This is a genomic window from Mesorhizobium sp. B2-8-5, from assembly GCF_006440675.2.
Classification (GTDB): Bacteria; Pseudomonadota; Alphaproteobacteria; order Rhizobiales; family Rhizobiaceae; genus Mesorhizobium.
On record NZ_CP083951.1, the window covers coordinates 2,695,439 to 2,721,033 of the forward strand.

A 25,595-nucleotide genomic window follows, 5' to 3' on the forward strand; every position below is an offset into this window, starting at 1 on the left:
AGTTACGTTCCGTTGTGGCTGGGCTTCGCCATAGATAGCCTGGGGCGTAAAATACCGGTTTCCATGACTTTTCCGGTGACCATCGCGCCTAGGTACGGTGCGAGGGGAACATGCGGCGGGATCGAACTGTACAATCTTGTCGCCTGCAAGCCGTTCGCGGCGGACGCATGACGAAATGGCAAGGACAAGCGGCCAGCTACGCCCCTCAGGCGGTCGGGTTCTTCGCATGCGTCACCCATGGAGTACTGGGCAGGCTGCCAGCGCTGGCGCTGCTCACAGGGCTTGCCACGACAGCTGCTCCGGCAGCCAGCCTCTACTGGGACGTCAACAATACGTCGCTCAACCGCGGTGGCACAGGCATCTGGAATCTGACCGATTCGGTCTGGAGCGCCAGCAATGACGGTGTAAGCGGCCCCTATAGTGCCTGGAACAACGGATCGCTCGACGACGCCTTCTTTGGCGGCACGGCGGGCACCATTACGCTCGGCGCGCCGATCACCGCCCACAACGTGACGTTCGAGGTCAGTGGCTATTCCGTCACTGGCGGCACGCTGACTCTCGGCGGAGTCGACCCCACGCTCATGGTCACGACCGGGGGCTCCACGATCGCATCGACGATCAACGGCACAGGCAGGGTGATCAAGGCCGGTGGCGGGACGCTGACGTTGTCCGGCAACAACAGCTTCAATGGCGGCCTCACCGTAAGCGCCGGCACCTTGTCCCTCACCGGCAACAACAGCTTCGGCAGCAGCCCCGTGGTCACCGGCGGCGCGCTCTCGCTGACCGGCATCAACAGCTTCATGGGCGAGATCAACGTCAGCGGTACGTTAACCGCGAGCGGTGCCGCCGCCTTGGGCGATGTCGGCAACAACATCACCATCTCGGGCGGTGCGCTGAATATCGGCACGACCGGCGGCAGCCTGACTGGGCGCACCGTCACGCTCAGCGGCACGGTGGTCACCCTCTCGGGGGCGGGTATCGGCGGCGCCCATTTCACCGGCATCGGCGGTCTTTCCGTCAACCCAGGGGTGAACCTGACCGACGATACCAATAACTACACCGGTGCAACCAGCTTCGTTGGCGCTGGCAGCTCCACCTTCACCTCGATCGGCAATCTGGGCGAGGCGAGTTCGCTTGGGGCGCCCACCACGGTCGCGAACGGCAACATCAGCATATCGAATCCGAGCGGAACCGCCGGCACTCGCACTGCTACCTATGTCGGCGATGGCGATGTGTCGAACCGCAATTGGAGCTTGTACTCCAACGGCTATCGCGGCACGGGCCTCGGCAACAGCGGCACCGGCACCCTGACGCTGACCGGCTCTATCTCGGTGGGCAATAGCGGTCTCGCCCAAGTGCCTTCTTTCACTGCGGCGACCGCCGACCTGGAGCTGCTTGGCGTCATCAGCGGCGGTAGCGCCACCTTTATCGCGAATGCCGGGCAGGCCCTGACGCTTGGTGGTGCCAATACGTTCACCGGCAATTCTGGTGTATCAGGCGCGGGAACCGTGAAGGCAGGCATCATTGCGAATGCCGGCGTCGCCAGCTCGCTGGGAGCGGGGAGCACAACAGGCATAAGCGGCGGCACCCTGAGCTATACCGGGGTGGGCGCCAGCACCAACCGCAACTGGGTGCTCAGCGGCGGCGGCACGCTCGACAATGACGGCAGCGGCGCACTGGCGCTGAGCGGAACCATGAGCCTCAGCGGCACGGGTACGCTGGGCGGCAGTTTCGCCGGCGCCGACAATATGGTTTCGGGGGTGATTTCGGGCGCCGGCAACCTGCGCGGCGCCGGGACCGGCACCTGGGTTGTTTCGGGCGCGAACACATATACCGGTCAGACCATCGTCGACAGCGGAACGCTGCGCGCGGGATCGGCCGGCGCTTTCGGCGCCTCCAGCCAATTCGTGGTCAATGGCGGCACGCTGGACTTCAACGGCTACAGCCAGACGCTGACCACCCTGGCCGGCACAGGCGGCACGCTGGACCTGGGCAGCGCTACGCTGACGATCCAGGCGCCAACCGGCACCACCGCGAGCTTCGCCGGCAGCATCACCGGCACCGGCGGGCTCACCAAGTTGGGCGACAGCACCCAGACGCTCACCGGCGCCAGCACCTATACAGGTGACACCACAATCGGCGGAGGCACGCTGGCTCTCGACTTCAGCCCAGCCGGCGGCCCGACAAGCGACATCGTCGGCAGCGATTCCGCCCTGGTCATGACGGGGGGCACGCTAAAGGTGACCGGTGCCGCGAATGAGAGCGACACGCAGATTTTCGACGGCCTGACGATCACCGCCGGCAACAACACGGTCAGTGCGGTTTCCGGCACCGGCGGCAGCATGACCGTCAACTTGGGCGCCATCACCCGCACCGGCGGGCTGATGAACTTCAACCTGCCGACCAGCGGCAACATCAGGACGACCAACACCTCGCTCGGCGGCTGGGCGACGGTCAACGGCACCGACTATGCCAAGGTCGTCGGTGGCAACATCCTCGCATTCACCGACGCCGACTACACCGACAAGGACAACGCCGCCAACTGGCTGGACAATGAGTTCATCACCGATGTGGCCGGCTTTTCCGGTACGGTGACGGGGACCAAGCAGCTCGGCGGGCTGCGCTATACCCAGCCGGTTTCCACCACTGTGACGGTCAATGCCGGCGAGACGCTGGGCGTGGACGGCACAATCATTGTCGCGCCGACGGTGCTGGGCAACAACCAGTTGATCACCGGCGGCAAGATGACCGGCGCCAATGGCGGCGTGCTGGGGGTCCAGCAGAACAGTACCGGCAACTTCACCATCGCCTCGCAGATCGTCGACAACGGTCCGGGCATGGGGTTCACCAAGGCCGGCACGGGACTCGTCACGCTCACCAACACCGCCAACAGCTACACCGGCGCCACCCGCGTCGTGCAGGGCACGCTGGCGGTGACCAGCATCGGCAATGGCGGTGCCACCAGCAGCATCGGTGCATCGTCGGCGGCTTCGTCCAACCTGGTGCTGGAAGGCAGCACGCTGCGCTATACGGGAGCCGGCGACAGCAGCGACCGCGGTTTCACCTTCGGCAAATCAGGGGCCATCACGGGCGCCGGTGTCGAGGTCACCAACGCGAACGCCAATCTCATCTTTTCGGGCCTCGTCACCAGCACGGATGGCGCCGGCTTCACCAAGAGCGGTGCGGGCACGCTGACGCTCGCCAACTCCAATAACGACTTTACCGGCGCCGTCGCCGTCACCGGCGGCCTCCTGGCCGTGAACACGCTGCCCAACGGCGGACAGCTCAGCCCGATCGGTCAGAGCAGCAGCGCTCCGGCCAATCTCACGCTGAGTGGCGGCGGCGGGTTGCGCTATACTGGCGTCACGACCACCACCGATCGCGGCTTCACGCTGGGGACCGGCGGCGGCGTCGTCGATGTCAGCGCGGCCGGCACGACGCTGACGGTCGGTGGCCAGGTGGTGGGAGGCGGCGCCCTTACCAAGAACGGCGCGGGCACGCTGACCCTGACCGCGGCCAACACCTATACTGGCGGCAATACGGTCAATAGCGGCATCCTGCGTGCCGGCGCGGCAAACGTACTGGGCAATAGCGGGCCGATGACGCTTGCCAATACGGCGGGCGTATCGCTCGACCTCAACAATTTCAACAATGTTGTCGGCGCGCTCAATGGCGGCGGCGCCAATGGCGGCAATGTCACGCTGGGTTCGGCCACGCTGCAGATCAATGGCGGCAACGGCAGTTATTCGGGCTCGATCAGCGGCACCGGCGGCATCCTGCGCACCGGTGGCGGCACCCAGACCTTCACTGGCTGCAACAACAGCTATAGCGGAGCCACGAACCTCAACGGCGCGAACATCAGCACCGATTGCATCCGCAACGGCGGCGTCGCCAGCGGCATCGGCGCCTCGAGCAACGCTGCGACCAACCTGATCTTCAACAATGCCTCGCTTATCTATACCGGCGGCAGCGTCACGACCGACCGCGGCTTCCAACTCTCGGCGAATACCGGCGCCATCAATGTTTCCAATGCCGCCGCGACCCTGACCTTCACCGGCAATGTCATTGGGGCAGGCAGCTTGCGCAAGGACGGCCCGGGCACGCTGGTCCTGTCCGGCGCCAATACATCGACCGGCAACACCCAGATCTCGGGCGGCGTGCTGCGCGCGGGGACGACCAACGCCTTTGGTCCGCAGGGACATATGACCCTCGACAACACCGCCGGCGTTGCGCTCGACCTTGCGGGCTTCAACACGGTGGTAACATCCCTCATCGGCGGCGGAGCCACTGGCGGGAACATCAAGTTGGGCAATGCGACGCTGACGATCAACGGCGTCGACACCCGTTCCTACGCGGGCGCCATCAGCGGCACCGGCGGGCTCATCAAGAACGGCGCCAACATCCAGGCGCTCTCCGGCTGCAACAGCAGCTACAGCGGCAGCACCGTGATCAATGCCGGCACGCTCCAGGTCACCTGCCTGGCGAACGGAGGCGTCAACAGCTCGATCGGCGCCTCGTCGTCCAATCCGGCGAACCTGGTGATCGGCAACGGCGCTACCCTGCAATATGTCGGCGCGGCCGCCACGACAGACCGGCAGTTCACGCTGGGCGCGGGCGGCGCCACGCTCGATTCTTCCGGCACCGGCGCCATACAGTTCACCTATGGCGGCCCGGTAACCCTCGCCGGCAACGCCCCGCGCACCTTGACGTTGGCCGGCACCAATACCGGCACCAATATCTTGGGCGCCCGGCTGGACGACAACATCGCCGGCGTCACCTCGCTCGCCAAGACCGGCACCGGCACCTGGCGCCTGACCAATCAGGCCAGCAGCTATACGGGCGCGACCACCATCGGCGGCGGCATATTGATCGTCGACAAATTGGCCGATGGCGGAATGGCCAGCAGCATCGGTGCGTCTTCTAACGCGGCCGGCAACCTGGTGATCGGCAAGGATTCGACGTTGCGCTATGTCGGCACGGGCGATACCACCGACCGTCAATTCACGCTCGATACCGGCGTGACCTATATCCAGTCCTCGGGAACAGGAGCGCTCGTCTTCGCCAATACCGGGACGGTCAGCCTGACCGGCACCAACGCAACGCGCACGATTGCGCTAGGCGGCACCAACACCGGCCTTAACACGATGGGCGGTGCCATCGGCGACAACGGCACCGGCGCCACGACGCTCGCCAAGAACGACAGCGGCACCTGGGTCCTCACCGGCAACAATACCTATTCCGGCAACACCGTCATCAACGACGGCAATCTGATGATCGGCAATGGCGGCACCACCGGCAATGCCGGTGTGGGCAATGTCATCGTCAATTCGTCAACGTCCACCCTGTCCCTCAATCGCAGCGACACCTTCACCTTCAGCGGCACGCTGAGCGGGCCTGGCACCCTGGCGCAAATCGGTATGGGCACAAGCGTGCTGACATCGCCTAACAACGCCATTGGCGCGACCACCATCAATGCCGGCACATTGCAGGTGGATGGCGGCCTGCAAACGCCGACCATCGCCATGACGGGCAGTTCCACTTTGACCGTCGGAGGCACGGTCCAGGCCGCCGGCTCCACCCAAACCGCCATTACCGGGAATACTGGCAACAACACCGTCAATATCAAAACTGGCGGCATTTTCCGGGCGACAGGCGACCTTGGCGGTGGCAGCGACACTGTCAACCTGACCGGGACCTTGAACACCGGAGTGGGAGCGCTGAACCTTGGCGCCGGCAACGACACGCTGACGCTTAACGACGGCGCCGTTCTCACCGGAACAGTCAACGCCGGCACCGGTGGCGAGACGGGCGCGGGCGACACGCTTCGGGTAATCAACACGGTGAATCGCACAGTCCAGGGCGCGGGCATCAGCGGGTTCGAGAGCCTGGACAAGCAGGGCACCGGAACGTTGACGCTTGTTGGTGACCACAGCTACAGCGCCGACACGACGATCCAGGGCGGGACGCTCCAGGTGGGCAGCGGCGCGACAGCGGGTACCTTGACGACACCGAGCGTCGTCAACAACGGCACGCTCGCGTTCAACCTGAACAACACCTACAGCTTCGACGGCGTCATCTCCGGCACGGGTTCGGTCAACAAGCTCGGCACCGGCGTGACCACGCTCACCGGCACCAACAGTTATAGCGGCGCCACCAACGTCAATGCCGGGACGCTGCTGATCAACGGCAACCAGTCGGGTGCTACCGGCTCGACATCGGTCGCGAGCGGCGCGACCCTCGGCGGCACCGGCACCATCGGCGGCAGCGTCACCGTCGCCGACGGCGGTACGCTCGCCCCCGGCGGCGCCGGCAATGCTCCAGGCACGCTGACCATCAACGGCAACCTCGCGTTGGGCAACTCCGACCTCAACGTCAATTTCGGCCAGGCAAACGTGCCCGGCGGCCCGCTTAACGATCTCATCAATGTCGGTGGCAACCTGACGCTCGACGGCACGCTGAACGTGACCCAGAGCCCGGGAGGAACCCTGGGTCCGGGCGTGTATCGCATCATCAGCTACAACGGCTCCCTTGCCGATAACGGTCTCGACGTCACGGATCCCAACTATTTCGTGCAGACCTCGGTGGCCAACCAGGTCAACCTGGTCAACTCGGCCGGGCTGACGCTCAGCTACTGGGACGGCAATGCCGGCCCCCACTCCAATGGCGCGGTGAATGGCGGCAGCGGTACCTGGCGGGCCGCAGGCGACCAGAACTGGACGGACATCACCGGAACGTTCGCGGCTCCCTTCGCCAATGCCAGCTTCGCGATTTTCCAGGGGGCCGCCGGCACGGTGACGGTGGACGGCACCAACGGCCCGGTGCAGGCCGCCGGCATGCAGTTCGCGGCGGACGGCTACCTGGTCCAGGGCGCGGACATCGGCCTGGTCGGCCCGCAATCGATCATCCGCGTCGGTGACGGCACGGCGGTGGGCGCGGCCTATGTCGCGACGATCGCCTCCAACCTGACGGGCGCCACGCAGTTGGTGAAGACCGACGCCGGCACGCTGGTGCTGTCAGGCACCAACACTTATGCCGGCGGCACGGCGATCAATGGCGGCACGGTCCAGATCGCGTCGGACAACAATCTCGGCAACGCCTCCGGCGGTCTTTCGCTCGACGGCGGCACGCTGCACACGACGGCCGATATCACTTCTGCCCGCGCCGTGACGCTCAATGCCGGCGGCGGCACCTTCGACACCGACGGCGCGACCAGCCTGGCGCTCACCAACACCGTGAGCGGCGCCGGAACTTTGACCAAGGAAGGTGGCGGCATACTGGTGCTCAGCGGCGCCAACAGCTACCAAGGCGGCACCGTCATCGATGGCGGCACGGTCCAGATCACCGCCGATGCCAATCTCGGCGATGTGGCCGGCAAGGTTACCTTCGATGGCGGCACGCTGCATCAGACCCTGTCCAGCATCGTCACCAGCCGCGACGCGACGCTTCAGGCGGGCGGCGGAACGTTCCAGGTCGACAGCGCCCTGCAGTGGGAAGGCGCGGTCGACGGCGCGGGCGCGCTCACCAAGACCGGCGCCGGGGCGCTGATCCTCGGCGCGGACAATAGCTATGCCGGCGGCACGACCATTGCGAGCGGCATCCTGATGCTGGGCACCGGCGGCACGACCGGGTCAATCCTCGGCGATGTGGTCGACAACGGCACGCTCAGCTTCAACCGCTCCAACCTCTATACTTTCGGCGGCACGATCTCGGGCAGCGGCGGCGTCAGCCAGGATGGAACCGGCAACACCGTGCTCACGGCCGACAACACTTACGGCGGCACCACGCTGATTGTCGGCGGAGGCGGGCTCTACATCAATGGCGACCAGAGCGCCGCAACCGGATTGACCAACGTCAATTTCGGCACGCTGGGCGGCAACGGCACCATCGGCGGCGATGTCTTCGTCGACGTGGCCGGCAGGCTGGCCCCCGGTGGCCTCGGCTCCGCGCCCGGCGCGCTCACCATCAACGGCAACCTCGAACTGGCCGACGGCTCGAACCTTGATTACTCGTTCGGCCAGGCCGGCGTGGTTGGCGGCGCCTATAACGACCTGACCGTCGTGCATGGTAATCTGTCGCTTGACGGCACGATCAATGTCACCGAGGCCCCCGGCGGCAATTTCGGGCCCGGCATCTATCGCGTCATCAGCTATGACGGGACGCTCAACGATCAGGGTCTCGACGCCACCTCGAGCGACTACAGCGTGCAGACCTCGATCGCGCATCAGGTCAATCTCGTAAACACCTCCGGCGTGCTGCTCAACTTCTGGGATGGCGCAGCCGGGCCGAAAGGCGACGGAACGATCAACGGGGGCGACGGCGTCTGGCAGAACTCCGCCGGCAACGACAACTGGACCAATAATGACGGGACGCTCAACGCTCCCTACCAGGATGGCGTCTTCGCCATCTTTGCCGGCGCTGCCGGTACGGTCGATGTCGACGACAGCCTGGGAGACATTCACTCCACCGGCATGCAATTTGCGACCGGCGGCTACCTGATCGAGGGCGACGGCATCGCGCTCGACGGACCGCAGGCGACGATCCGAGTCGGCGACGGCACGCTGGTCGGCGCAGCTTATGTGGCAACCGTCAATTCAGACCTCACCGGCGCCAGCCAGTTGGTGAAGACCGACCTCGGCACGCTGGTGCTGAGCGGCACCAATACCTACAGCGGCGGCACGGCCATCAATGGCGGCACGCTCAGGGTCTCGGCCGACGTCAACCTTGGCGACGCGACCGGCGGCTTGAGCCTGGATGATGGTACGACGCTCAAGACCACCGCGGCCTTCACCTCGTCGCGCGATATTGGCCTGACCTCGGGTACCGGCACGTTCCAGACTGATGCCGACCTTATCCTCTCGGGCCAGCTCACCGATGCCGGCGGCCTCAACAAGACCGGCGCCGGCGCGCTCACCCTCACCGGCGCGAACAGCTACGCGGGGTCAACCACGGTCACGGCCGGCGGCCTCTATGTCGATGGCGACAACAGCGCGGTCGCCGGTGCGGTCTCTGTCGGAAGCGGCGCGACCATCGGCGGCAAGGGTGTCATCGGCGGCGATGTCACGGTTGCCGACGGCGCGACCCTGTCGCCCGGCTCTGCCGACGGGATACCAGGCACGCTGGCGATCGCCGGGAACCTCAATCTCTCCAGCGGCGCGGTCCTCAACTATTCTTTCGGTGAGGCCGATGTCGCCGGCGGAGCGCTCAACGATCTGACCACGGTCGGCGGCAATCTCGTGCTCGACGGCACGCTCAACGTCGGCGTGAGCGCCGGCGGCACCTTCGGGCCAGGCGTCTATCGCGTCTTCAGCTATGATGGCACGCTGACCAACAACGGGCTCGTCGTCGGGGCGATCCCATCGTCGGGTTATTCGATCCAGACCTCGATCGACCACCAGGTGAACCTCGTCAACACCGAAGGCCTGACCTTCAACTACTGGGATGGCAATACCGGCCCGAAAAACAATGGCGCAGTCAATGGCGGCGACGGCGTCTGGCAATCGGCCGCCGGCAATGACAATTGGGCAAATGAGACGGGTACGGCCAATGCCGGCTTCGCCGATGCCTCCTTCGCCATCTTCGCCGGACAGGCCGGCACCGTAACCGTGGACGACAGCCTGGGTCAGGTGGCCGCATCGGGCATGCAATTCATGACCGACGGCTACATCGTCCGGGGCGACGGGATCGAGCTCGTCGGGCCGTCCGGCAGCATAGTCGTCGGTGACGGCACGGCGGCTGGCGCGGAGATGATGGCAACGATCGCCTCCGTCCTCTCTGGGGACGCACAATTGGTGAAGTCGGATCGCGGCACGCTGGTGCTGACAGGTATCAACAGCTACACGGGTGGCACGGCAATCAATGGCGGCACGCTGCGGGTCTCGCAGGATGCCAATCTGGGTGATGCCGCCGGAGCGCTCTCCTTCGACGGCGGCACGCTCGGCACGACCGGCAGCTTCGCCACCTCGCGTGCGGTCAACGTGATGAGCTCTGGCACGATCTCGACCGCCGCCGATACCACCTTGACCCTGAACGGGGCTGTGACCGGGTCTGGCGCGTTCAACAAAGCTGGACAGGGAACGCTTGTTCTGACGGCGGGAGGCTCGACGTTCTCGGGACCGACTTCCGTCCAGCAGGGCACGCTGAAGGCGGGCGCGGCGGACGTGCTGGGCGCCGGCTCTGCATTCACCGTTGCTTCCGGCGCGACGCTCGATCTCGGCGGCTTCAACCAGGCCGTCGCCTCGCTCAACAATGGCGGCTCCGTGCGCCTCGGCGCCGCGCCCGGCACGACGCTGACCATCAATGGCGACTACGTCGGCGCCGGCGGAACCATCTTCCTCAATACCACGCTCGATGGCGATGGCTCGACCACCGACAGGCTGGTTGTGCATGGCAGCACCTCGGGCACCTCGGTGCTCTCGGTCACCAATGTCGGCGGGGCGGGGGTCCAGACAGTGGAAGGCATCAAGATCGTGGACGTCGATGGAAGTTCGGCGGGCACCTTCACGCTTGCCGGCGACTATGTCTTCCAAGGCGACCAGGCCGTGGTCAGCGGCGCCTACGCCTATCGGCTCTATCAGAACGGCGTCAGCACGCCGGCCGACGGCGACTGGTATCTGCGCTCGGCGCTGATCAACAATCCGCTCTATTCGCCGGCCGTGCCGATCTACGAGGCCTATCCCGGCGTGCTGCAGAGTCTCAACGAACTCGGCACCCTGCAGCAGCGCGTCGGCAACCGCTCGTGGGCGGGAGCAAGCCAGGGCGCCGACGAGATCGGCAGCGTCCCAACCCAGAGCGCGATCTGGGCGCGCATCGAGGCGGCGCATACAAGGCAGAGCCCTGGGAGCGCGACCACCGTCTCGGACTATGACGTGACCACCTGGAAGCTGCAGTCCGGCATCGACGGGCTGCTTTATGAGGATGCCACCGGAATTCTTCTGGGCGGCCTCACCTTCCACTACGGAACGGCTTCGTCGGACATCTCGTCGATCTACGGCGCCGGTTCCGTCCAGGCCACCGGCTATGGCTTCGGCGGAACCTTGACCTGGTATGGCGACAACGGCTTCTACACCGACGCTCAGGGCGAGATGACTTGGTATGACAGCGACTTGAGGTCCGCCACGCTGGGCAGCGAGCTTGCCAAGGGCAACAACGGCTTCGGCTATGCGCTGAGCATCGAGGCCGGCCGGAAGATCGCGCTGCAGGGCAAATGGACGCTGACCCCGCAGGCTCAGCTCGCCTATTCCTCGGTTCGCTTCAGCAGCTTCACCGATCCGTTCGATGCGGCGGTGTCGCTGGGTGGCAGCGATGCCCTGATCGGCCGCGCCGGCCTGTCGCTCGATTATGAGGATGCCTGGACGGGCGCTCAAGGCAAGGTCAGCCGCTCGCATCTCTACGGCATCGCCAACCTCTACTATGACTTCCTCGACGGCAATGACGTCGATGTCTCGGGCACGGCGCTGCACGAGCACGACCAGCCGCTGTGGGGCGGGCTGGGTGTCGGCGGGTCGCTCTCCTGGGCCGACGACCGCTACATGGTCTACGGCGAGGCCTTCGCCAAATCGAGCCTGAAAAACGTCGGTGACAGCCGGGCAATCGGTGCAAAGCTCGGCTTCAGCGTGCGCTGGTAGCAGCTGACCATCTGCTCACTCTCGGTCGGAATGCATGTGTGGCTGCTCGCATTCCCGGTGGAGCGACCTTTGAAGATGGAAACAAAGATCAGACGGTTCTCAAACGGCACGATCAGCGAATGTCGGCGTTGGTGCTTTCGTGCCCCCGCAACCAACGTACGCAGTACCGCAGGCATTGTTTTTGTAGCGGGAGGTGAGGCGCAGCCTCAACCTGTGTTGTTGTTGTTCGGTTCGCCGGACCATACGAGACAATACGAAGGATATGGGTTGGCTAACCATCCGCTAAACCATTGATTTTTAGGGAGTCTCACACCCTCAGCGACTAACATAATCGTTATAAACCAATAGCTTGCGAAGCGGTTCGCCAAAGTCGACTCAAGGAACGGGTCCAGCTACCAGTGTAAAGCGCCTCCCGGCGGAGACTCGCCTTGGCCACCTTGCGGCCTATCTGCGCAGCTTCACGGGGCAGGAACCAAGCGGCGCCGGCGTGGCCCACTTTTCCACCTTCGTCATGCAGGCGCGATCACGACAAACAGCCCTCAAATAGCGGGCAAGATGTCCTCAGGCCTGTGCCGTTGCCACGTGCATCAAAATATCCACCAGGCGATCCTGGCCCGATCCTCGAAGCGCTTCCGGCGGACTCCGACCGTAGCCAACCGTCAGCAGCAGTCCATCCGTAGCGGCCATGATGACAGCAGCGCGTTGCAGCCCGGCGTCGAAGGAGAGTTCCGGCCTTATGCGCAGGATCAGATCGCGGAAGCGGACGAGCTGCTCGTCGCACAGCCGATCCAGCGCTTTGCTGGCGATGGGGTCGCGATGCGCCAGGTTCCAGAGTTCGTAGAAGAACCCGGCAGTGTGGGCGTTCTTGTTGTCCTCGATGAGGAAATGCAGCATGCGCCGAAGCTTGGTCTCTGCATTGCCGAGAGTCTCGCTTTCGAGGCGGCCAAAGGCTTCGTTGTAGTCATGCGTAATGGAGTCGATGACGGCCTCGAAGAGTTTTGCCTTGTTGCCGAAGAAATGTTGAACGGTGGCGATTCTCACATCGCAGCCGGAGGCAACGGCCCGCAGGGTGAGGGCGCCATAGCCGTCGCCGATCATGATCGCACGCGCGACGTCTACGATCTGGGCGCTGCGCTCGCCGGCCGCCATCCTCTTCTTGCCCTTGACCCGCTGATCCATCTTGCCCTCCCGTTTCCCTCGACTAGCAGTTCGAGGCGTTTGCGTCATCGCGTTCACGAGAACGGTATAGACGGTATTCGGCGTATTGTTTATAGGTCAATTGACACATTGAGTGGGGTTTGTTAACACATTAACTACCGCGTGGCCGCAGCGCTGGCGAGATTTTTGGGTTCACGTCGGAGGAGGACGGCAGGCTCGATACAAATTCAATCCACAGACGGGATTGGGCGTCCGCTCATCGCCCTGACGTTGGCCGCTCTTTCGCCGGGAGAGGCGAGACGAGGCAGATAACCATTTACCAACCGTCATGCGGTTCACGAAACCAACCAAGGGGAAGAACATGTCGCATCGTTCACGGCCACCGCTATCCGGATTTGGCGCGGCGTTGATTGGAGCCTTCTCAGGCTGGCTCATGCCGGCTCAGGCGGGCGCTTCGGATTTCCCATCTCTTCAGGATCTCTACACGGGGAGCTATCGGCTGCCGCCGTCTGAAAGCCCCAAACCCGTCACCGGCAAGAAGATCTGGTTCGTTTCCTGCAGCCAGGACGTCAGTCTCTGCGCGGCGGAGGCAGCAGGTACTCAGGAAGCGGGCCGGCTGTTGGGATGGGACACCACGATCTTCGATGGAAAATATGATCCGGCCGTCATGGCCAACGGCATCAGGCAGGCGATCGCTGGCAAGTTCGATGCGGTTGTTCTCGCCGGCGCCGACTGCAACGGCGTCAAGGGACCTTTGGCGGAGGCCCGGGACTCCGGCCTGAAGATCGTCAGTATCGAGGGGGTGGACTGCAGCGTCAGCGATCCGGGCGAGCCTTCCCTGTTCGACGCTGCCGTCACCTATGTCGAGGGCGATCTCATTCCCTGGGTCAAGAAATATGGTGCCTGGCAGGCCGACTACGTCATCGCCAAGACCGGGGGCAAGGCTGAGGCCATTGTGTTGATCAGCGACGAGGTGCTTGTTTCAAAGCTGACGAGCGAAGCCACGATCGAAGAGTTGAAACGCTGCCCGGGCTGCACTGTCCACGAAGTGTCGTTCAGCTACGGTTCCCAAGGCCCGCAACTGCAACAGCTTGCTGAACAGGCATTGTTGCGCTTCCCCAATGCGAACAGCCTCATTGTTCCCGCGGATTCCGTCATCCTGAGCGGAGTCGGACCGGCGATCGAAGCGTCCGGACGAGATTTGGTTGTCGTGGCCGCGGAGGGCCAGGAGGCAACGATGAATCTTGTGCGGGCGGGCAGCCGGCAGGTCAGTGCGGGCGTCGGAATTCCCAGCGCCTGGGAAGGCTATGCCGCGGTTGACGCGTTAAACAGGGTCTTCAACGGGCAACCGGCCGTCAATTCGGGGGCTGGCCTGCAAGTTTTCGACAAGGATCACAACGCTGGCACCGCTGGTGCGTTCAATGCTTCGACGGATTTCGTCGCCGCCTACAAGAAAGCCTGGGGCATCACGGAATGAATGCGGCTAAATTCGCCGTCAGGTTGCACGCAATCTCGAAGGCCTATGGAGCGACCCGGGCTTTGGAGGATGTATCGTTCGATGTATCCTCGGGAAGCATCCATGCGCTGCTCGGCGGCAACGGATCGGGCAAATCGACGCTGATCAAGATCCTGGCCGGTGTCGTCGGAGCCGACGCAGGTCGGATCGACCTCGGGGGCGTCGAGTTTGCCGCGTCCACTTTTTCGGCGGCAACGGCGACGAAATGCTCGATCCACGTCGTGCACCAACATTCCTCGACATTCCCGCATCTGTCGGTGGCAGAAAATCTTTCAATAGGAAGGGGTTTCGAGACGGCCGGGTTTGGACGCATTTCCTGGTCGAGTGTCAGGCGGAGGGCCGACAAGGTGCTCGAGCGCTTCGGCATCGAGGCAGATCCGGATCAACTTCTCTCGAATTTGCGCCCGGCGGCCCAAATGATGGTGGCGATCGCCCGAGCCCTGCAGGATCAGGAGGGCGAATCGAGCGGATTGCTGGTTCTGGACGAGCCCACTTCGGCGCTGTCGGCGGCGGAAGCGGACAGGCTCGCAGCAGCACTCCGCCGCTTCTCGGCGGCCGGCCAGACCATCATCATCGTCACCCATCATCTTCAGGAGGTCATGGATCTTGCCGACCACGTCACGGTGCTGCGTGATGGAAAGGTCGCGGGGAATCTCTCCGGCGATTCAATAACCAAGGCGATGCTTGTCCGGCTCATCGCGGGCCCCAACCACACTGCTGCCACCAGGCCGGCGGGTGTGGTCCCCGGCGCGATACTGCTGGAGACAAGAGGGCTTAAGGGCGGGCCGCTTCGCGGCGTCGACCTGTCGGCACGAGCCGGCGAAATCATCGGTATCGCCGGACTGTTGGGCAGTGGCCGAAGCGCGCTGCTGCGTACCCTCTTCGGCATAATCAGGCCGACCGGGGGTGCAATACTGCTCGACGGACATCCGTATACCGCGATCGATCCCAGGGCCGCTGTGCGTGCCGGCATGGCCTTCGTTCCCGAGGACCGGATGGCAGACGGAATATTTGCCAGCCTGTCGGTCATGAACAATTTCAGCGTTGCAAGTCTTGATCGATACTGGTCGGGATTGCGCCTGCGCTTCGACGCCGAAAAGCGGGAGGCGCTCCGCCTTGCCGATCTGGTCGGTCTCAAACCGCGTCGCGTCGATCTCGCCGTCGACAAACTATCCGGTGGCAATCAGCAAAAGGTAGCGATCGGACGATGGCTGTCGCGCAAACCGCGCTTGCTGCTTCTCGATGAGCCGACGCAGGGTGTCGACATCGGCGCCAGGGCGGAGATCCACCGACTGATCCGCGCCGCCGCGATGGAAGGCGCGGCGGCCATTGTCGTCTCATCGGATTTTTCTGAACTTGTCGACTTGTGCGATCGCGCCCTGGTGCTGAACGGTGGCAGGGTCTGCGCCCATGTGTCCGGAAACGAGCTCACGACACAACACCTCCATGAACTAACCCAACTGCGAGTGGCAGCATGACCGAACCAGCTCTCGTCGCAACCGGCACGAACAATGCAAAGCCCGCGCCGCGGGAGTATGGCGCCCGTAGGTTCTTCCGCCTTTATGGCGAGGCCTACGCTCTTGTGGCACTCCTGGCTCTGATCGCGATTTTCTTCACGCTCTTGCCGGCGACACGCGAGACCTTCCCGACGTCGGCCAATCTGCGCATCGTGATCGCCAATCAGGCGGTCTTGGCGATCGTAGCGCTGGCAGCCTTCGTCCCGCTGATCGTCAACGAGTTCGACGTCAGCGTGGGCGCAAATCTCGGGCTTTCTTCCATTTTTGCAGCGGTCGCGATGTCGGCAGGCATGCCCTGGTTCCTGGCGCTGTTGCTTGCGGTCGCGATCGGCACATCCATCGGTGTCGTAAACGGCGTCCTGGTCACGCGCGCCGGAATCAACTCGTTGATTTCGACACTCGGCATATCGATCATTATCCATGGAAGCGTGACCTGGAAGACTGGCGGCGTCAGCATCGTCAGCAACATTCCGCCGATCCTGTCCAAATTCGGATCGGGCACCCTGTTCGGGATACCGCTGCCCTTCTTCGCTCTTCTCATCGTCGCGCTGCTTCTCGGATATGTGATCATCTTCACACCGTTCGGCCGCTATCTCTATGCGATCGGCTCAAACATCTCGGCAGCCAAACTCGTCGGCATCAATACGACCCGCATGGTGATCCTCAGTTTCGTGATATCCGGTGCCCTGTCGGGCTTCGCCGGTTTCATCCAGATCGCCAGGACGGGCGGCGCAAACCCGCGTGTCGGCGAATCCTTCACCTTGCCGGCCCTCGCGGCGGCGTTTCTTAGCGCCTCCGCAATTCTGCCGGGCACCTACAACGTCGCCGGAGTTATCGTCGCCGTGTTCTTCCTGGCGACCATCAACAGCGGTCTCAACCTTGCCGGCGCCGAGGTCTACGTCAACGATCTGGTCAACGGCTTTGCCCTCATCCTCGGTGTCGGTCTTTCCAAGTTCCTGGGTCGCAACCGCGCCTGAAGTGCCGCCGCCCTCAAGGGGAGCTTGGCCGTCTGCGGCGCGACGCGGCTCAACTTGCCTCAAACGGCGTCCTCCCGAACATCACTCATGATGTGGTCGAGAAAGAGCCGGAACAGTTCGCGCTCGGAGGTGATGTCCAGTTTGTCATAGACCATTCGCTTGCGGTTCTTGACCACCTGATGGCTGATGCCCATGGCCTTCGCGATGGCGGCATTGTGATAGCCTCGAAGCGAGAGCCGCACGATCTGGAGTTCACGCGGGGCAAGGTTACCAGGACTGTAGGTTTCGACCGCGACATCGAACAGAAGCGAAGGCGGCGCGCCGCGCGTGGCGGACAAGCCGTCCGAGACTTGGTCTGTTTGAGCCGTCGGGTTCGCGTTGGGCGTACCGAGATGCGTCTGATGAATCGAGTTTGCCAGCGCCAGATAGGTGCGCAGCAAAAGCACCGTCCGCGTGGAGAACTGCCCCTCGGCGCGATCCCAGCAGAGAACCAGGGTAGCGCCATTCGAATCCGGAAGCATGACGACGATATCGTCGGACACGCCTTCCGATGTCAGCAGGTCGTGGTAGGTCTGAAATCCTCTTTCGGCAACGGTGTGGTCGCGAAACAGCTCAACGCCGAGTTGGGGGCCATTCAGGCACAGCCGGTAGAACGGATCGAACCGGTAGAAACCGCTCAGGTAAACATCGAACGAATGAAAATCGCCGCCTTCTCGAAACAGGCAAACTGGCGGCTCGTTGGGGCCATAGCGGAAAATATAGCGATAGTTCCAATGCAGCAGGGAACTCAACGCTTCCAGGAGTTGGAACTGGAAGTCAGCCTCGCCCCGGTGGTCGAGTGCACGCGATAACAGTCCCAATGTGACTTCCGAGGATCGCGTCACCATTTCCCTGGCTTTCGCCAAGCGCTCCCGCCTGGATCGGCGTACACGCCCGCGTCTGAAAAAGCCTCCTTCCGCATAGGTCGTGGTTCCTCCGACAAACGGCGCATGGGTACTGGGGTCATCATGCATTTTGCCTGTCTTCTCCATAGCTTAGTCAAGACCCGAGAGCGTCGCAATTGCGCGCCGCAAGAAGATAGTGAGGAACGCTGGATGGCTGTGGAGACAGAAGCTTTGTCCAACCCGGGAGACGCGCTGCAAGCCTATGTGCGCGCCTTCGCGCGGAAGGATATTGGCGCGATCATGGAGCTGTTTTCCAATGGCGGACTCGTCGAGATTCCCATGCTGAAGCCGAACCGGCTGTTCGGACAGACAGAACTGCGCCGCGGTCATGAAGCGATCTTCGAGGCCGTCTCTTCGTCACGCTTCGAACTGTCTGAGCCAGCGGTCAACGATATCGTTGCCATTGCAAGCGGCAGGCTGAAAACGGAGCGGGGCGGCGTCCAGCACGTGCATCCCGTCGCCATTGTGGCGGAAGTCGATTCGGAGCGCCTGATGCGTCTCAGTCTCTATATGGACGGCCGCAATCAGCGCCTCTGGTCAGACAAGGCGATCCTTTAGCTCCCGCACTTTTCCCGTCGAAAACGCATCGAAAGCACCAATAGCCATGACCCCCACACAAGCGTTCCGCAGATATTGCGACCATTTCATCGCCGGCGATGCCGCGGCGATCGCTTCAATGTTCACCGATGATGGGGAGTTCATCGTACCCATGGCCGACAAGCCGGCTAAAGGCCGCGCCAGTATCGAAAAGGAGATGCGGCAGGCGGCCCTCAGCCAAAAGAACATACAGGTGGAGGTCACTGCGGCGATCGACGCCGGTGCGACCGGTTTTGTTGAGGCCAACTACTCCGCAGAGGTTGTCGGGACTGGCGGCAAGCTTGATGGCACGCCGCATCGCGTCGATTTTCGCATGGTCGGCGAGATCACGCTCGTCGACGGCAAGATCAAGCGGCTTACGGAGTACCTGGACCGCCGACCGATGTTCCCCGAAGAGCGCCAGCGGGTCTTCACCGTCAATCGACTCTCGCCCTATTTCGGTAAGTCCGTGGAAGAGGGCTGCATGGAGTGGATGGTCTACAACAACATGCATTTCCCGATGATCTACGGGCGAATGCCATTCCAGGAATACGACACCCTGCTCAATGGCGTTACGCTGTGGGATGTCGGCCTTGAGCGGCAGACCCAGCTCAAGGGTCCCGACGCGCTGCGGTTCATGGACTATCTGTCATGCCGGGACATGTCCGCCATGAAGGTCGGCCAATGCCGTTACACATTGCTGACCGACGAGAACGGTATCTGCCTGTGCGATCCGGTCGTGCTGCGTCCATCGGAAGATACGATCTGGATCTCGCACGGAAACACCGACATCACGCTTTGGGCGCGCGGCATCGTGATGGGCTCGGACTGGAAGGTGGAAGTGTCCGAACCGGACATCGCCCCCATGCAGATTCAGGGCCCGCTCTCCATCGAGGTCATGAAGGCGATATGCGCAGATCCGGTCTGGGAGCTGAAGAACTACACATGCATGCGGACAACGGTGCTCGGCAAGGATGTGGTCGTTTCGCGCACGGGCTGGAGCAGCGGCGAAGGCTTCGAAATCTATCCCCTGTCGTCCGTGGGCGCGACCGACATCTGGGACGCGGTCAAGAAAGCGGGCGAGCCTTACGATATCATGGTCATGGGCCCCAACATCTTCCGCGCGCTCGAGCGGGGCGTGACCGACATCAGCTACTACACCAATTCGGGCATGAACGCGCTTGAGGATCTTGGCAACAAGTTCGTCCATCTCGACGTCGAGGCCGATTTCATAGGCAAGGATGCGCTGAAACGGATCAGGGCCGATGGCGTCAGGCGCAAGTCGGTTGGCCTGTTCATCGAAGGACCGGTTCCGCGCATGGAGTGGTTCTGGGATGCCAAGGACGCGAGAGGCAATCCCGGCGTCGTGCGATGGGCGGCGCACTCATTCGCGCTCGACCGCAGCCTCGGTATCGCGCTGGTCGATGCCTCGGTCGAAGTCGGCGATGTGATCGAAGTCAGCCACCCGCTCGGCGTCGTGAAGGCCGAGGTCACCACGGTTCCGTTCGTTGGCAAATCGTCCTGAGCGCACAGGCATCGTACCCGGGAGAGAGCGATGAACGATTTCTGTCACATCATAAACGGCGTGCAGGTCACGGCGCGCAACCATTTCAACGTATACAACCCGTCGACGGCGGCGATCGTAGGCAGAGCTCCTGAGGCAGAGAAAACGGATATCGACAACGCAGTCTCGGCGGCGCGGGCGGCGTTCGAAGGCTGGAGCAGGACGTCGAATGAAGTCCGCAGGAAGGCCGTTCATGATGCCGCCAATGCCATCGAAAAGCATCTGGAAGAGCTCGCGACACTGCTGACCCTGGAACAGGGTAAGCCGCTTGGCGGGATGGGCTCACGCTTCGAACTCGCAGGCGCCATGGCCTGGACCCGTTACACCGCGGACCTCGAACTTCCGGTGCAAATCCTTCAGGATAACGATGAAGGCCGCGTCAAGCTCCATCGAAAGCCGCTCGGCGTGGTCGGCTCTATCACCCCCTGGAACTGGCCGCTGATGATTGCTTGCTGGCATATCATGCCGGCGATCCGCGCGGGCAACACCGTCGTCATCAAGCCGTCGCCCTACACGCCGCTGTCAACCATCCGTATGGTCGAGATTCTAAACGGGTGCCTGCCAGCCGGCGTGGTCAACGTCGTCACCGGCCAGGACAATGTCGGCGATTTGATTTCCGGACATCCCGGAATCAGCAAGCTGGTCTTCACGGGCTCGACATCGACCGGCAAGAAAGTGATGCGGTCGGCCTCTGATACGCTCAAGCGCCTGACGCTCGAGCTTGGAGGCAATGACGCGGGCATCGTCCTTCCAGATGTCGATCCGGCCGCGATTGCCGAAGGGCTTTTTTGGGGCGCCTTCATCAACAACGGGCAGACCTGCGCTGCCATGAAGCGGCTTTATGTGCACGCCGATGTTCATGACGCGGTCTGCGAGAACCTCGTTTCCTTTGCCGCAAAGGTCACGATGGGCGACGGCATGGACGAGGCCAACTTGCTGGGACCAATCCAGAACAGGGTCCAGTTCGACAAGGTGACGCGGCTGGTGGAAGACGCCAAGGCGCGTGGCGGGAAAGTTCTGCTCGGCGGAAGCGCCAAGGAAGGCCCAGGCCACTTCTATCCGATCACCCTTGTCTCCGGCCTCGCCAATGGCGATCCGCTGGTCGATGAGGAGCAGTTCGGCCCCGTCCTGCCGATCATCCGCTATGCCGACGTCAACGATGCGATCCGAGAGGCAAACAACAGCGTGAATGGCCTTGGTGGCTCGGTATGGTCCAGGGATGTCAGGGAAGCCAAACGGATCGCATCGCACCTCGAATGCGGCTCGGTCTGGATCAACAAGCACGGCGCCATCCAGCCGAACGCACCGTTCGGGGGCGTCAAATCTTCCGGCATCGGCGTCGAATTTGGGCAACTTGGACTTGAGGAGAACAGTTCGGTCCAAGTCATCTTTTCATGACTGCAGCTAAAGATAAATCAATTAAATACGAAGAGTAATCTCCCCATCAATTCAAACCAGCTGAAGCGTAATCGAGTTGTCAAGTATAATGGCGAAATTTCTGGGATTTATGGCATTCCAGACCTCTGGTCGAGCGGGTAAAGTCAGACGGAGAGCTTGTTTCGCTCGCTGGGCGGAGGCGCGGGCGTCTTCACATTACGCCCGCGATTCACTCGCGGATCAATCATGCCGAGCGTCGCTTGGCGGCGACCTTCCCCATAATTGCTCCATTGTCGTTATTTTATCAATCGTTACGAAGGGCTTGGCAAAGGCCTGCGCCGAGCCATCTCGTCCGCCTGCGAATCCGGCTTGTGACTCCTCACGGCCGAGCCAGTCGCTCAATCGAGCCTGGGGAACATTCAGCAGACCTCGTGATTAGGCGGCTTCCGGGCCCATCACGGTCTGGAAGTCCAGCAATTGCGGTCACAAACGAAAGGCGGCCATCATGGGTTTTTTCTCGAAGGACATCAAAACGTTGGACGACCTGTTCGTTCATACGCTTCAGGACATCTACTATGCGGAGCAGCAGATCCTAAAAGCGCTGCCAAAGATGATCGAGAAGGCTTCAGACGGCAATTTGAAGGCTGGGTTCGAGAAGCATCTTCGCGAAACGGAGGGCCATGTCGCGCGGGTCGAAGAGGTCTTCGAGATGCACGGCCAGAAGATTAAGGCGGTCGATTGCCCTGCGATCGACGGCATTCTCGAGGAGGCCGACGATGTCAGCGCCGATGTCGACGACAAGGAGGTTCTCGACGCTGCTTTGATCGCGTCGGCTCAAGCCGTCGAGCACTACGAAATGACGCGCTATGGAACGCTGATAGCGTGGGCCAAGCAACTCGGCCGAGACGACTGCGCCGCTGTCCTGGCCGAGACCCTCAAGGAAGAGAAAGCGGCTGACGACAAGCTGTCGGAAATTGCCGAGCGCAAGGTCAATGCCATGGCGGCGGAATGACAGGCCGCCCGGCTCCGCCGCTCAATTCTCCGAGGAAGGCAGGAAGGGAACTTTGCTTTGATTGCCGGTTACGCCGGGTGTGTTAACATTTGTTATGAGCAGGCCCGTGCGTCGACACACCGTGATCCCGATAGAGACCCAAACCGCGGCTCCAAAGCGTTCAACGCTCGATGGGGAACTGCTTGCCGCGTTTGAGATCGTCGCGGACGAGCCAGCGCCTGAGCGGCTGGTTGAGTTGGCACGGGAATTGGAAGCGGCTGCTCGGATGGCGAAAGCCGACGGCAAGCTGCACTGACAAAACTTCAAGGTGGCACCGCCAGCCGGGTTAAATCCCGTCTGGCGGTGTTGGAGGCTTCTGGCGTCAAAGCTTGAGAGCATAGATGCCCGCTTTAAAATCTGCTTGCCGAGCGCACGCCGAAATGGATGCGCAAACTGCGGCGGCCGGCTGGTGCTATGTCGCGCATGCCGCGAGAGATTGCACACGGCGTCAAGCGCGATCCTGGCTTCGAGGGCGAAGATCGATCGCCAAAGTAAAGACAGCGCTCGAAATTTTTGCAGCGGCTGAACATCGATTGAGGTCGCAACAGGAACCTACCTGTTCGCGGCGCATTAGCCTTGATCATCCAATCCAAGCTATCCTCCAGGAGGCGTTTTTGCGGACGATGAATTCCGGCTCGTCAGCCCTCCAAAATGAGGCGACGATTCTCGATCTGATCCCAGCTTTGAGAGCTTTTGCGCGCACCTTCTGTAGAGACAAGACCGACGCGGACGATCTCGTGCAGGAAACTCTCCTCAAGGGCATAGCGCATATCGATCAGTTCGAACCCGGCACGCGAATGAAGTCGTGGCTGTTCACGATCATGCGCAACACCTTCTACACAAAGCACAAGGTCTATATGCGCGAGGCGCCAGGAGCGACCGACTGCGCATCGGCCCGTTCAATCAGCTATGGCGACCAGGAATGGCATATCCGCAGCCAGGAGGTTCACGCCGCCATCGGCAAATTGCCGCCCCAGCAGCGCGAGGTCCTGGTGCTGATCGCCATCCTGGGCGTGAGCTATGAGGAAACAGCGAGCATCTGTGGTTGCGCCATCGGCACGATCAAAAGTCGGTTGAACCGAGCACGCATGTCATTGATTGAAGACCTGGGGGAAACATCTCCAGCCGCCGCCGTGGACACCTCGTCCAATGTTGCGGTGCCTTCCTGGTCGTCCTCCAGCCGGCGCTAGGGCAATTCCAAGAAAAGTGCGCAGCGGTTTTTCTGTCCGGAATTGCGTAAAAACAATGAGTTGGAGCAGTTCGGCGATTCTATCAAACGCTGAACTGCTCCAAGTGCAAGAATGCATTACGCTTTTATGGAACAGACCGCCTTCCATCGAGTTAGTCGCAGACACACGATTGGAAACCCACAATGGCATACGCTGCCGGAACTCCCTCACCGGAAATCGTCGAACGGGAACGGTGCGCGGCCATGGCCGAGGCACAGGCAATGGAATTCGAACGCATCAAGATGTACCCGGTGGCGCGCGATGCGTGCCTTGGCGCGTCGCATCAAGGAGTCCGGCTTGCCGATGCGGCTCCAGTCGCAAACTGCTTCCGGCAGCATCGAACGTGCCGCCATTTGATGGCCGTGATTTGAGCGACCTCGCACCGATTTCGGCGAAGGCCATACACATTTGCGTCGACATGCAGCGGATGTTCGCGCCACCGGGTCCTTGGGCGGTCGAATGGCTGCCCGCGATCCTGCCGCAGGTGCAGAGGCTGGTTGGCAAGCGGCCCGAAGCCACCATCTTCACCAGGTTCATCCCCGCGAGAAATCCCGGCGACGGCCACGGCCAGTGGAAGCAGTATTATGAGCGTTGGGCGCAAATGACGATCGCAAGGGCAGGCAAGGAAATGATCGAACTGTTGCCCGAGCTTGCCGTCCATCTGCCGCCGGCGCGCCTGTTCGACAAGCCGATCTATTCGCCATGGCTAAGCGGCGAACTGTCGGGCGTGCTCCAGTCCGAAGGCGTCGAAGAGATCATCGTCAGCGGTGGCGAGGCCGATATGTGCGTTCTGGCCACGCTGCTGGGCTCGATCGATCTGGGTTACCGCACCATCCTTGCCGAGGACGCCATCTGCAGCACGTCGGACGAGGCCTATGAGAACATCCTCAAGCTTTTCACCAAGCGCTACTCGCATCATGTCGAGGTGGCGCCGGTGGAAGCCATCCTCGAATGCTGGCAGTAGGCGACCCATTGATAGGCCGCGCCGTCTGAACGGCAAGCTCCATTTCCACCCGGGAACATTTCGCGGCGACCTCAGTGGTCGGACTTGAGCATGCCGACCCGAAGGAGATTAAGGTGAAGCTCGATCGGTTGGAAAAGGAGACGGGACTCGAGAGTTGAAGAGAGCAGGCGGCGAGAAATCAAGGAGTTATGGATGATGCGTTTTTTTCGAAATAACGGCCTGCTGATCACCGTCTTCGCCATCTTCGTTGCATGTCTGGTCGGCCAGGCAATCTCGGGCTATTTCGCCAGCCAACAGGACAGGGCGATGCATGGCTTGGCGAACCAGTCCTTTGCCTCGTTTCTCGGATCCGGTGAATTTCAGGAAAGCGTTTTCGAGAACTGGGAAAGCGAATTCCTGGAAAAATGGGCCTATGTTTTCCTCACCGCTTATCTGGTGCAGCGCGGTTCGGCAGAGTCCAGGGATCCCGATGCGGACTCAACGGAAAACGAAGATCCCGCCAGACATCGCGAAGACCCCGATGCCCCCTGGCCGGTAAGGCGCGGTGGGATCATTCTCTGGCTCTATTCGCATTCGCTTGGAACAGCGCTCTTCCTGATCTTCGTCGCGACCTTCGTCTTCCATCTTTGGCAAAGCACGCGCCACGCGGCAGAAGAAGCCGCGCTGCATCACCAGCCGGCGGAGACCATTCTGGCGCATCTCGTTTCCGGGCAATTCTGGTTCGAGAGCTTTCAGAACTGGCAGAGCGAGTTTCTGTCGACGGGCGTCCTGGTGCTGCTGGCAATCTGGCTGAGGGAGCGCGGCTCCCCGGAGAGCAAGCCTGTGCACGCGCCGCATGCGAAAACTGGCCATTGACAGCAGCGACCCATCACTCGCCCCGATCGGCTGGCTGTCTAAGCTGGCGACGGTCTTATCGACTGAATGGACATGCCGCTGGCCTCAACAACCTATGTTAAGGCAGGGCCTCAATTGCCGTGCAACATAGGCTGGCCTTTGTGCCCTCCCTTGGGATAGGCCCGGCCTGCATTCCTGTGTCACAAATGAGATCGCAGGCCGGGCTTTGCGCCAGCTTCATCCGCGTGGGCTCATGGGCGAGCG

15 protein-coding genes are annotated in these 25,595 nt (G+C 62.3%); 12 read left to right on the forward strand and 3 right to left on the reverse strand.

Annotated features, from left to right (window positions below; translation table 11 throughout):
• The first annotated feature begins 167 nt into the window (after positions 1-167).
• Complete coding sequence (locus tag FJ430_RS13200; protein ID WP_181175255.1) at positions 168-11,624, forward strand: autotransporter-associated beta strand repeat-containing protein; 11,457 nt, start codon at positions 168-170, stop codon at positions 11,622-11,624.
• Positions 11,625-12,185: 561 nt separating this feature from the next.
• Here the strand turns inward: FJ430_RS13200 and FJ430_RS13205 are convergent.
• A complete protein-coding gene (locus FJ430_RS13205; protein WP_140784250.1) occupies positions 12,186-12,803 on the reverse strand; it encodes a TetR/AcrR family transcriptional regulator in 618 nt (205 codons plus the stop codon).
• A gap of 340 nt (positions 12,804-13,143) precedes the next feature.
• Here FJ430_RS13205 and FJ430_RS13210 point away from each other — a divergent pair, with 340 nt between their 5' ends.
• Genes FJ430_RS13210 through FJ430_RS13220 form a run of 3 tightly spaced genes read left to right on the forward strand, consistent with a single transcriptional unit; the run spans position 13,144 to position 16,792 of the window.
• The gene (locus FJ430_RS13210) at positions 13,144-14,259 is read left to right on the forward strand and encodes a sugar ABC transporter substrate-binding protein (protein WP_181175254.1); all 1,116 of its coding nucleotides are present in this window, start codon (positions 13,144-13,146) and stop codon (positions 14,257-14,259) included.
• Positions 14,256-15,776, forward strand: coding sequence for a sugar ABC transporter ATP-binding protein (locus FJ430_RS13215; protein WP_140703706.1), 1,521 nt, complete (start codon positions 14,256-14,258; stop codon positions 15,774-15,776). Before FJ430_RS13210 ends, FJ430_RS13215 begins: the two co-directional genes overlap by 4 nt.
• Positions 15,773-16,792, forward strand: a complete 1,020-nt coding sequence (locus FJ430_RS13220) for an ABC transporter permease (protein WP_140703704.1) — start codon at positions 15,773-15,775, stop codon at positions 16,790-16,792. The genes FJ430_RS13215 and FJ430_RS13220 overlap by 4 nt, the downstream gene beginning before the upstream one ends.
• A gap of 59 nt (positions 16,793-16,851) precedes the next feature.
• Here the strand turns inward: FJ430_RS13220 and FJ430_RS13225 are convergent, their stop codons facing one another.
• Positions 16,852-17,697, reverse strand: a complete 846-nt coding sequence (locus FJ430_RS13225; protein WP_181175253.1) for a helix-turn-helix domain-containing protein — start codon at positions 17,695-17,697, stop codon at positions 16,852-16,854.
• An 84-nt stretch (positions 17,698-17,781) separates the two neighbouring features.
• Here FJ430_RS13225 and FJ430_RS13230 point away from each other — a divergent pair, with 84 nt between their 5' ends.
• The 6 genes from FJ430_RS13230 to FJ430_RS13255 all read left to right on the forward strand — a co-directional run bounded on the left by FJ430_RS13230 (position 17,782) and on the right by FJ430_RS13255 (position 23,494).
• Positions 17,782-18,294 (forward strand): nuclear transport factor 2 family protein, encoded by a 513-nt coding sequence (locus FJ430_RS13230; protein ID WP_181175252.1) that lies wholly within the window; start codon positions 17,782-17,784, stop codon positions 18,292-18,294.
• Positions 18,295-18,340: 46 nt separating this feature from the next.
• Positions 18,341-19,837 carry a nuclear transport factor 2 family protein gene (locus FJ430_RS13235; RefSeq protein ID WP_140703694.1) on the forward strand — a complete coding sequence of 499 codons (1,497 nt, stop codon included), beginning with the start codon at positions 18,341-18,343 and terminating at the stop codon, positions 19,835-19,837.
• Between the two features lie 30 nt (positions 19,838-19,867).
• Entirely contained in the window at positions 19,868-21,274 is a 1,407-nt protein-coding gene (locus tag FJ430_RS13240) for an aldehyde dehydrogenase family protein (protein ID WP_226892175.1), read from the forward strand.
• Between the two features lie 484 nt (positions 21,275-21,758).
• The gene (locus FJ430_RS13245) at positions 21,759-22,265 is read left to right on the forward strand and encodes a ferritin-like domain-containing protein (protein ID WP_140703688.1); all 507 of its coding nucleotides are present in this window, start codon (positions 21,759-21,761) and stop codon (positions 22,263-22,265) included.
• A gap of 106 nt (positions 22,266-22,371) precedes the next feature.
• A complete protein-coding gene (locus FJ430_RS13250) occupies positions 22,372-22,560 on the forward strand; it encodes a hypothetical protein (protein WP_140703686.1) in 189 nt (62 codons plus the stop codon).
• A gap of 367 nt (positions 22,561-22,927) precedes the next feature.
• Entirely contained in the window at positions 22,928-23,494 is a 567-nt protein-coding gene (locus FJ430_RS13255; RefSeq protein ID WP_226892236.1) for a sigma-70 family RNA polymerase sigma factor, read from the forward strand.
• 206 nt (positions 23,495-23,700) lie between these two features.
• On the opposite strand, the gene FJ430_RS13260 is transcribed toward FJ430_RS13255, so the two are convergent.
• Positions 23,701-23,871 (reverse strand): hypothetical protein, encoded by a 171-nt coding sequence (locus tag FJ430_RS13260; protein ID WP_226892176.1) that lies wholly within the window; start codon positions 23,869-23,871, stop codon positions 23,701-23,703.
• A 29-nt stretch (positions 23,872-23,900) separates the two neighbouring features.
• On the opposite strand from FJ430_RS13260, the gene FJ430_RS13265 reads away from it, so the two are divergent.
• Both FJ430_RS13265 and FJ430_RS13270 read left to right on the forward strand, forming a co-directional pair.
• Complete coding sequence (locus tag FJ430_RS13265) at positions 23,901-24,497, forward strand: cysteine hydrolase family protein (RefSeq protein WP_226892177.1); 597 nt, start codon at positions 23,901-23,903, stop codon at positions 24,495-24,497.
• 195 nt (positions 24,498-24,692) lie between these two features.
• Positions 24,693-25,352 (forward strand): DUF6766 family protein, encoded by a 660-nt coding sequence (locus FJ430_RS13270; RefSeq protein ID WP_140704299.1) that lies wholly within the window; start codon positions 24,693-24,695, stop codon positions 25,350-25,352.
• The last annotated feature ends 243 nt before the right edge of the window (positions 25,353-25,595 follow it).

What these genes read in the sequence shown, in the direction of transcription:
- FJ430_RS13200 (WP_181175255.1), top strand. Translation starts at nt 168, where the DNA reads ATGACGAAATGGCAAGGACAAGCGGCCAGCTACGCCCCTCAGGCGGTC.
- FJ430_RS13230 (WP_181175252.1), top strand. Translation starts at nt 17,782, where the DNA reads ATGGGTACTGGGGTCATCATGCATTTTGCCTGTCTTCTCCATAGCTTA.
- FJ430_RS13255 (WP_226892236.1), top strand. Translation starts at nt 22,928, where the DNA reads ATGAATTCCGGCTCGTCAGCCCTCCAAAATGAGGCGACGATTCTCGAT.
- FJ430_RS13260 (WP_226892176.1), bottom strand. Translation starts at nt 23,871, where the DNA reads ATGCTGCCGGAAGCAGTTTGCGACTGGAGCCGCATCGGCAAGCCGGAC.
- FJ430_RS13205 (WP_140784250.1), bottom strand. Translation starts at nt 12,803, where the DNA reads ATGGATCAGCGGGTCAAGGGCAAGAAGAGGATGGCGGCCGGCGAGCGC.
- FJ430_RS13245 (WP_140703688.1), top strand. Translation starts at nt 21,759, where the DNA reads ATGGGTTTTTTCTCGAAGGACATCAAAACGTTGGACGACCTGTTCGTT.
- FJ430_RS13210 (WP_181175254.1), top strand. Translation starts at nt 13,144, where the DNA reads ATGTCGCATCGTTCACGGCCACCGCTATCCGGATTTGGCGCGGCGTTG.
- FJ430_RS13240 (WP_226892175.1), top strand. Translation starts at nt 19,868, where the DNA reads ATGAACGATTTCTGTCACATCATAAACGGCGTGCAGGTCACGGCGCGC.
- FJ430_RS13215 (WP_140703706.1), top strand. Translation starts at nt 14,256, where the DNA reads ATGAATGCGGCTAAATTCGCCGTCAGGTTGCACGCAATCTCGAAGGCC.
- FJ430_RS13235 (WP_140703694.1), top strand. Translation starts at nt 18,341, where the DNA reads ATGACCCCCACACAAGCGTTCCGCAGATATTGCGACCATTTCATCGCC.
- FJ430_RS13270 (WP_140704299.1), top strand. Translation starts at nt 24,693, where the DNA reads ATGCGTTTTTTTCGAAATAACGGCCTGCTGATCACCGTCTTCGCCATC.
- FJ430_RS13220 (WP_140703704.1), top strand. Translation starts at nt 15,773, where the DNA reads ATGACCGAACCAGCTCTCGTCGCAACCGGCACGAACAATGCAAAGCCC.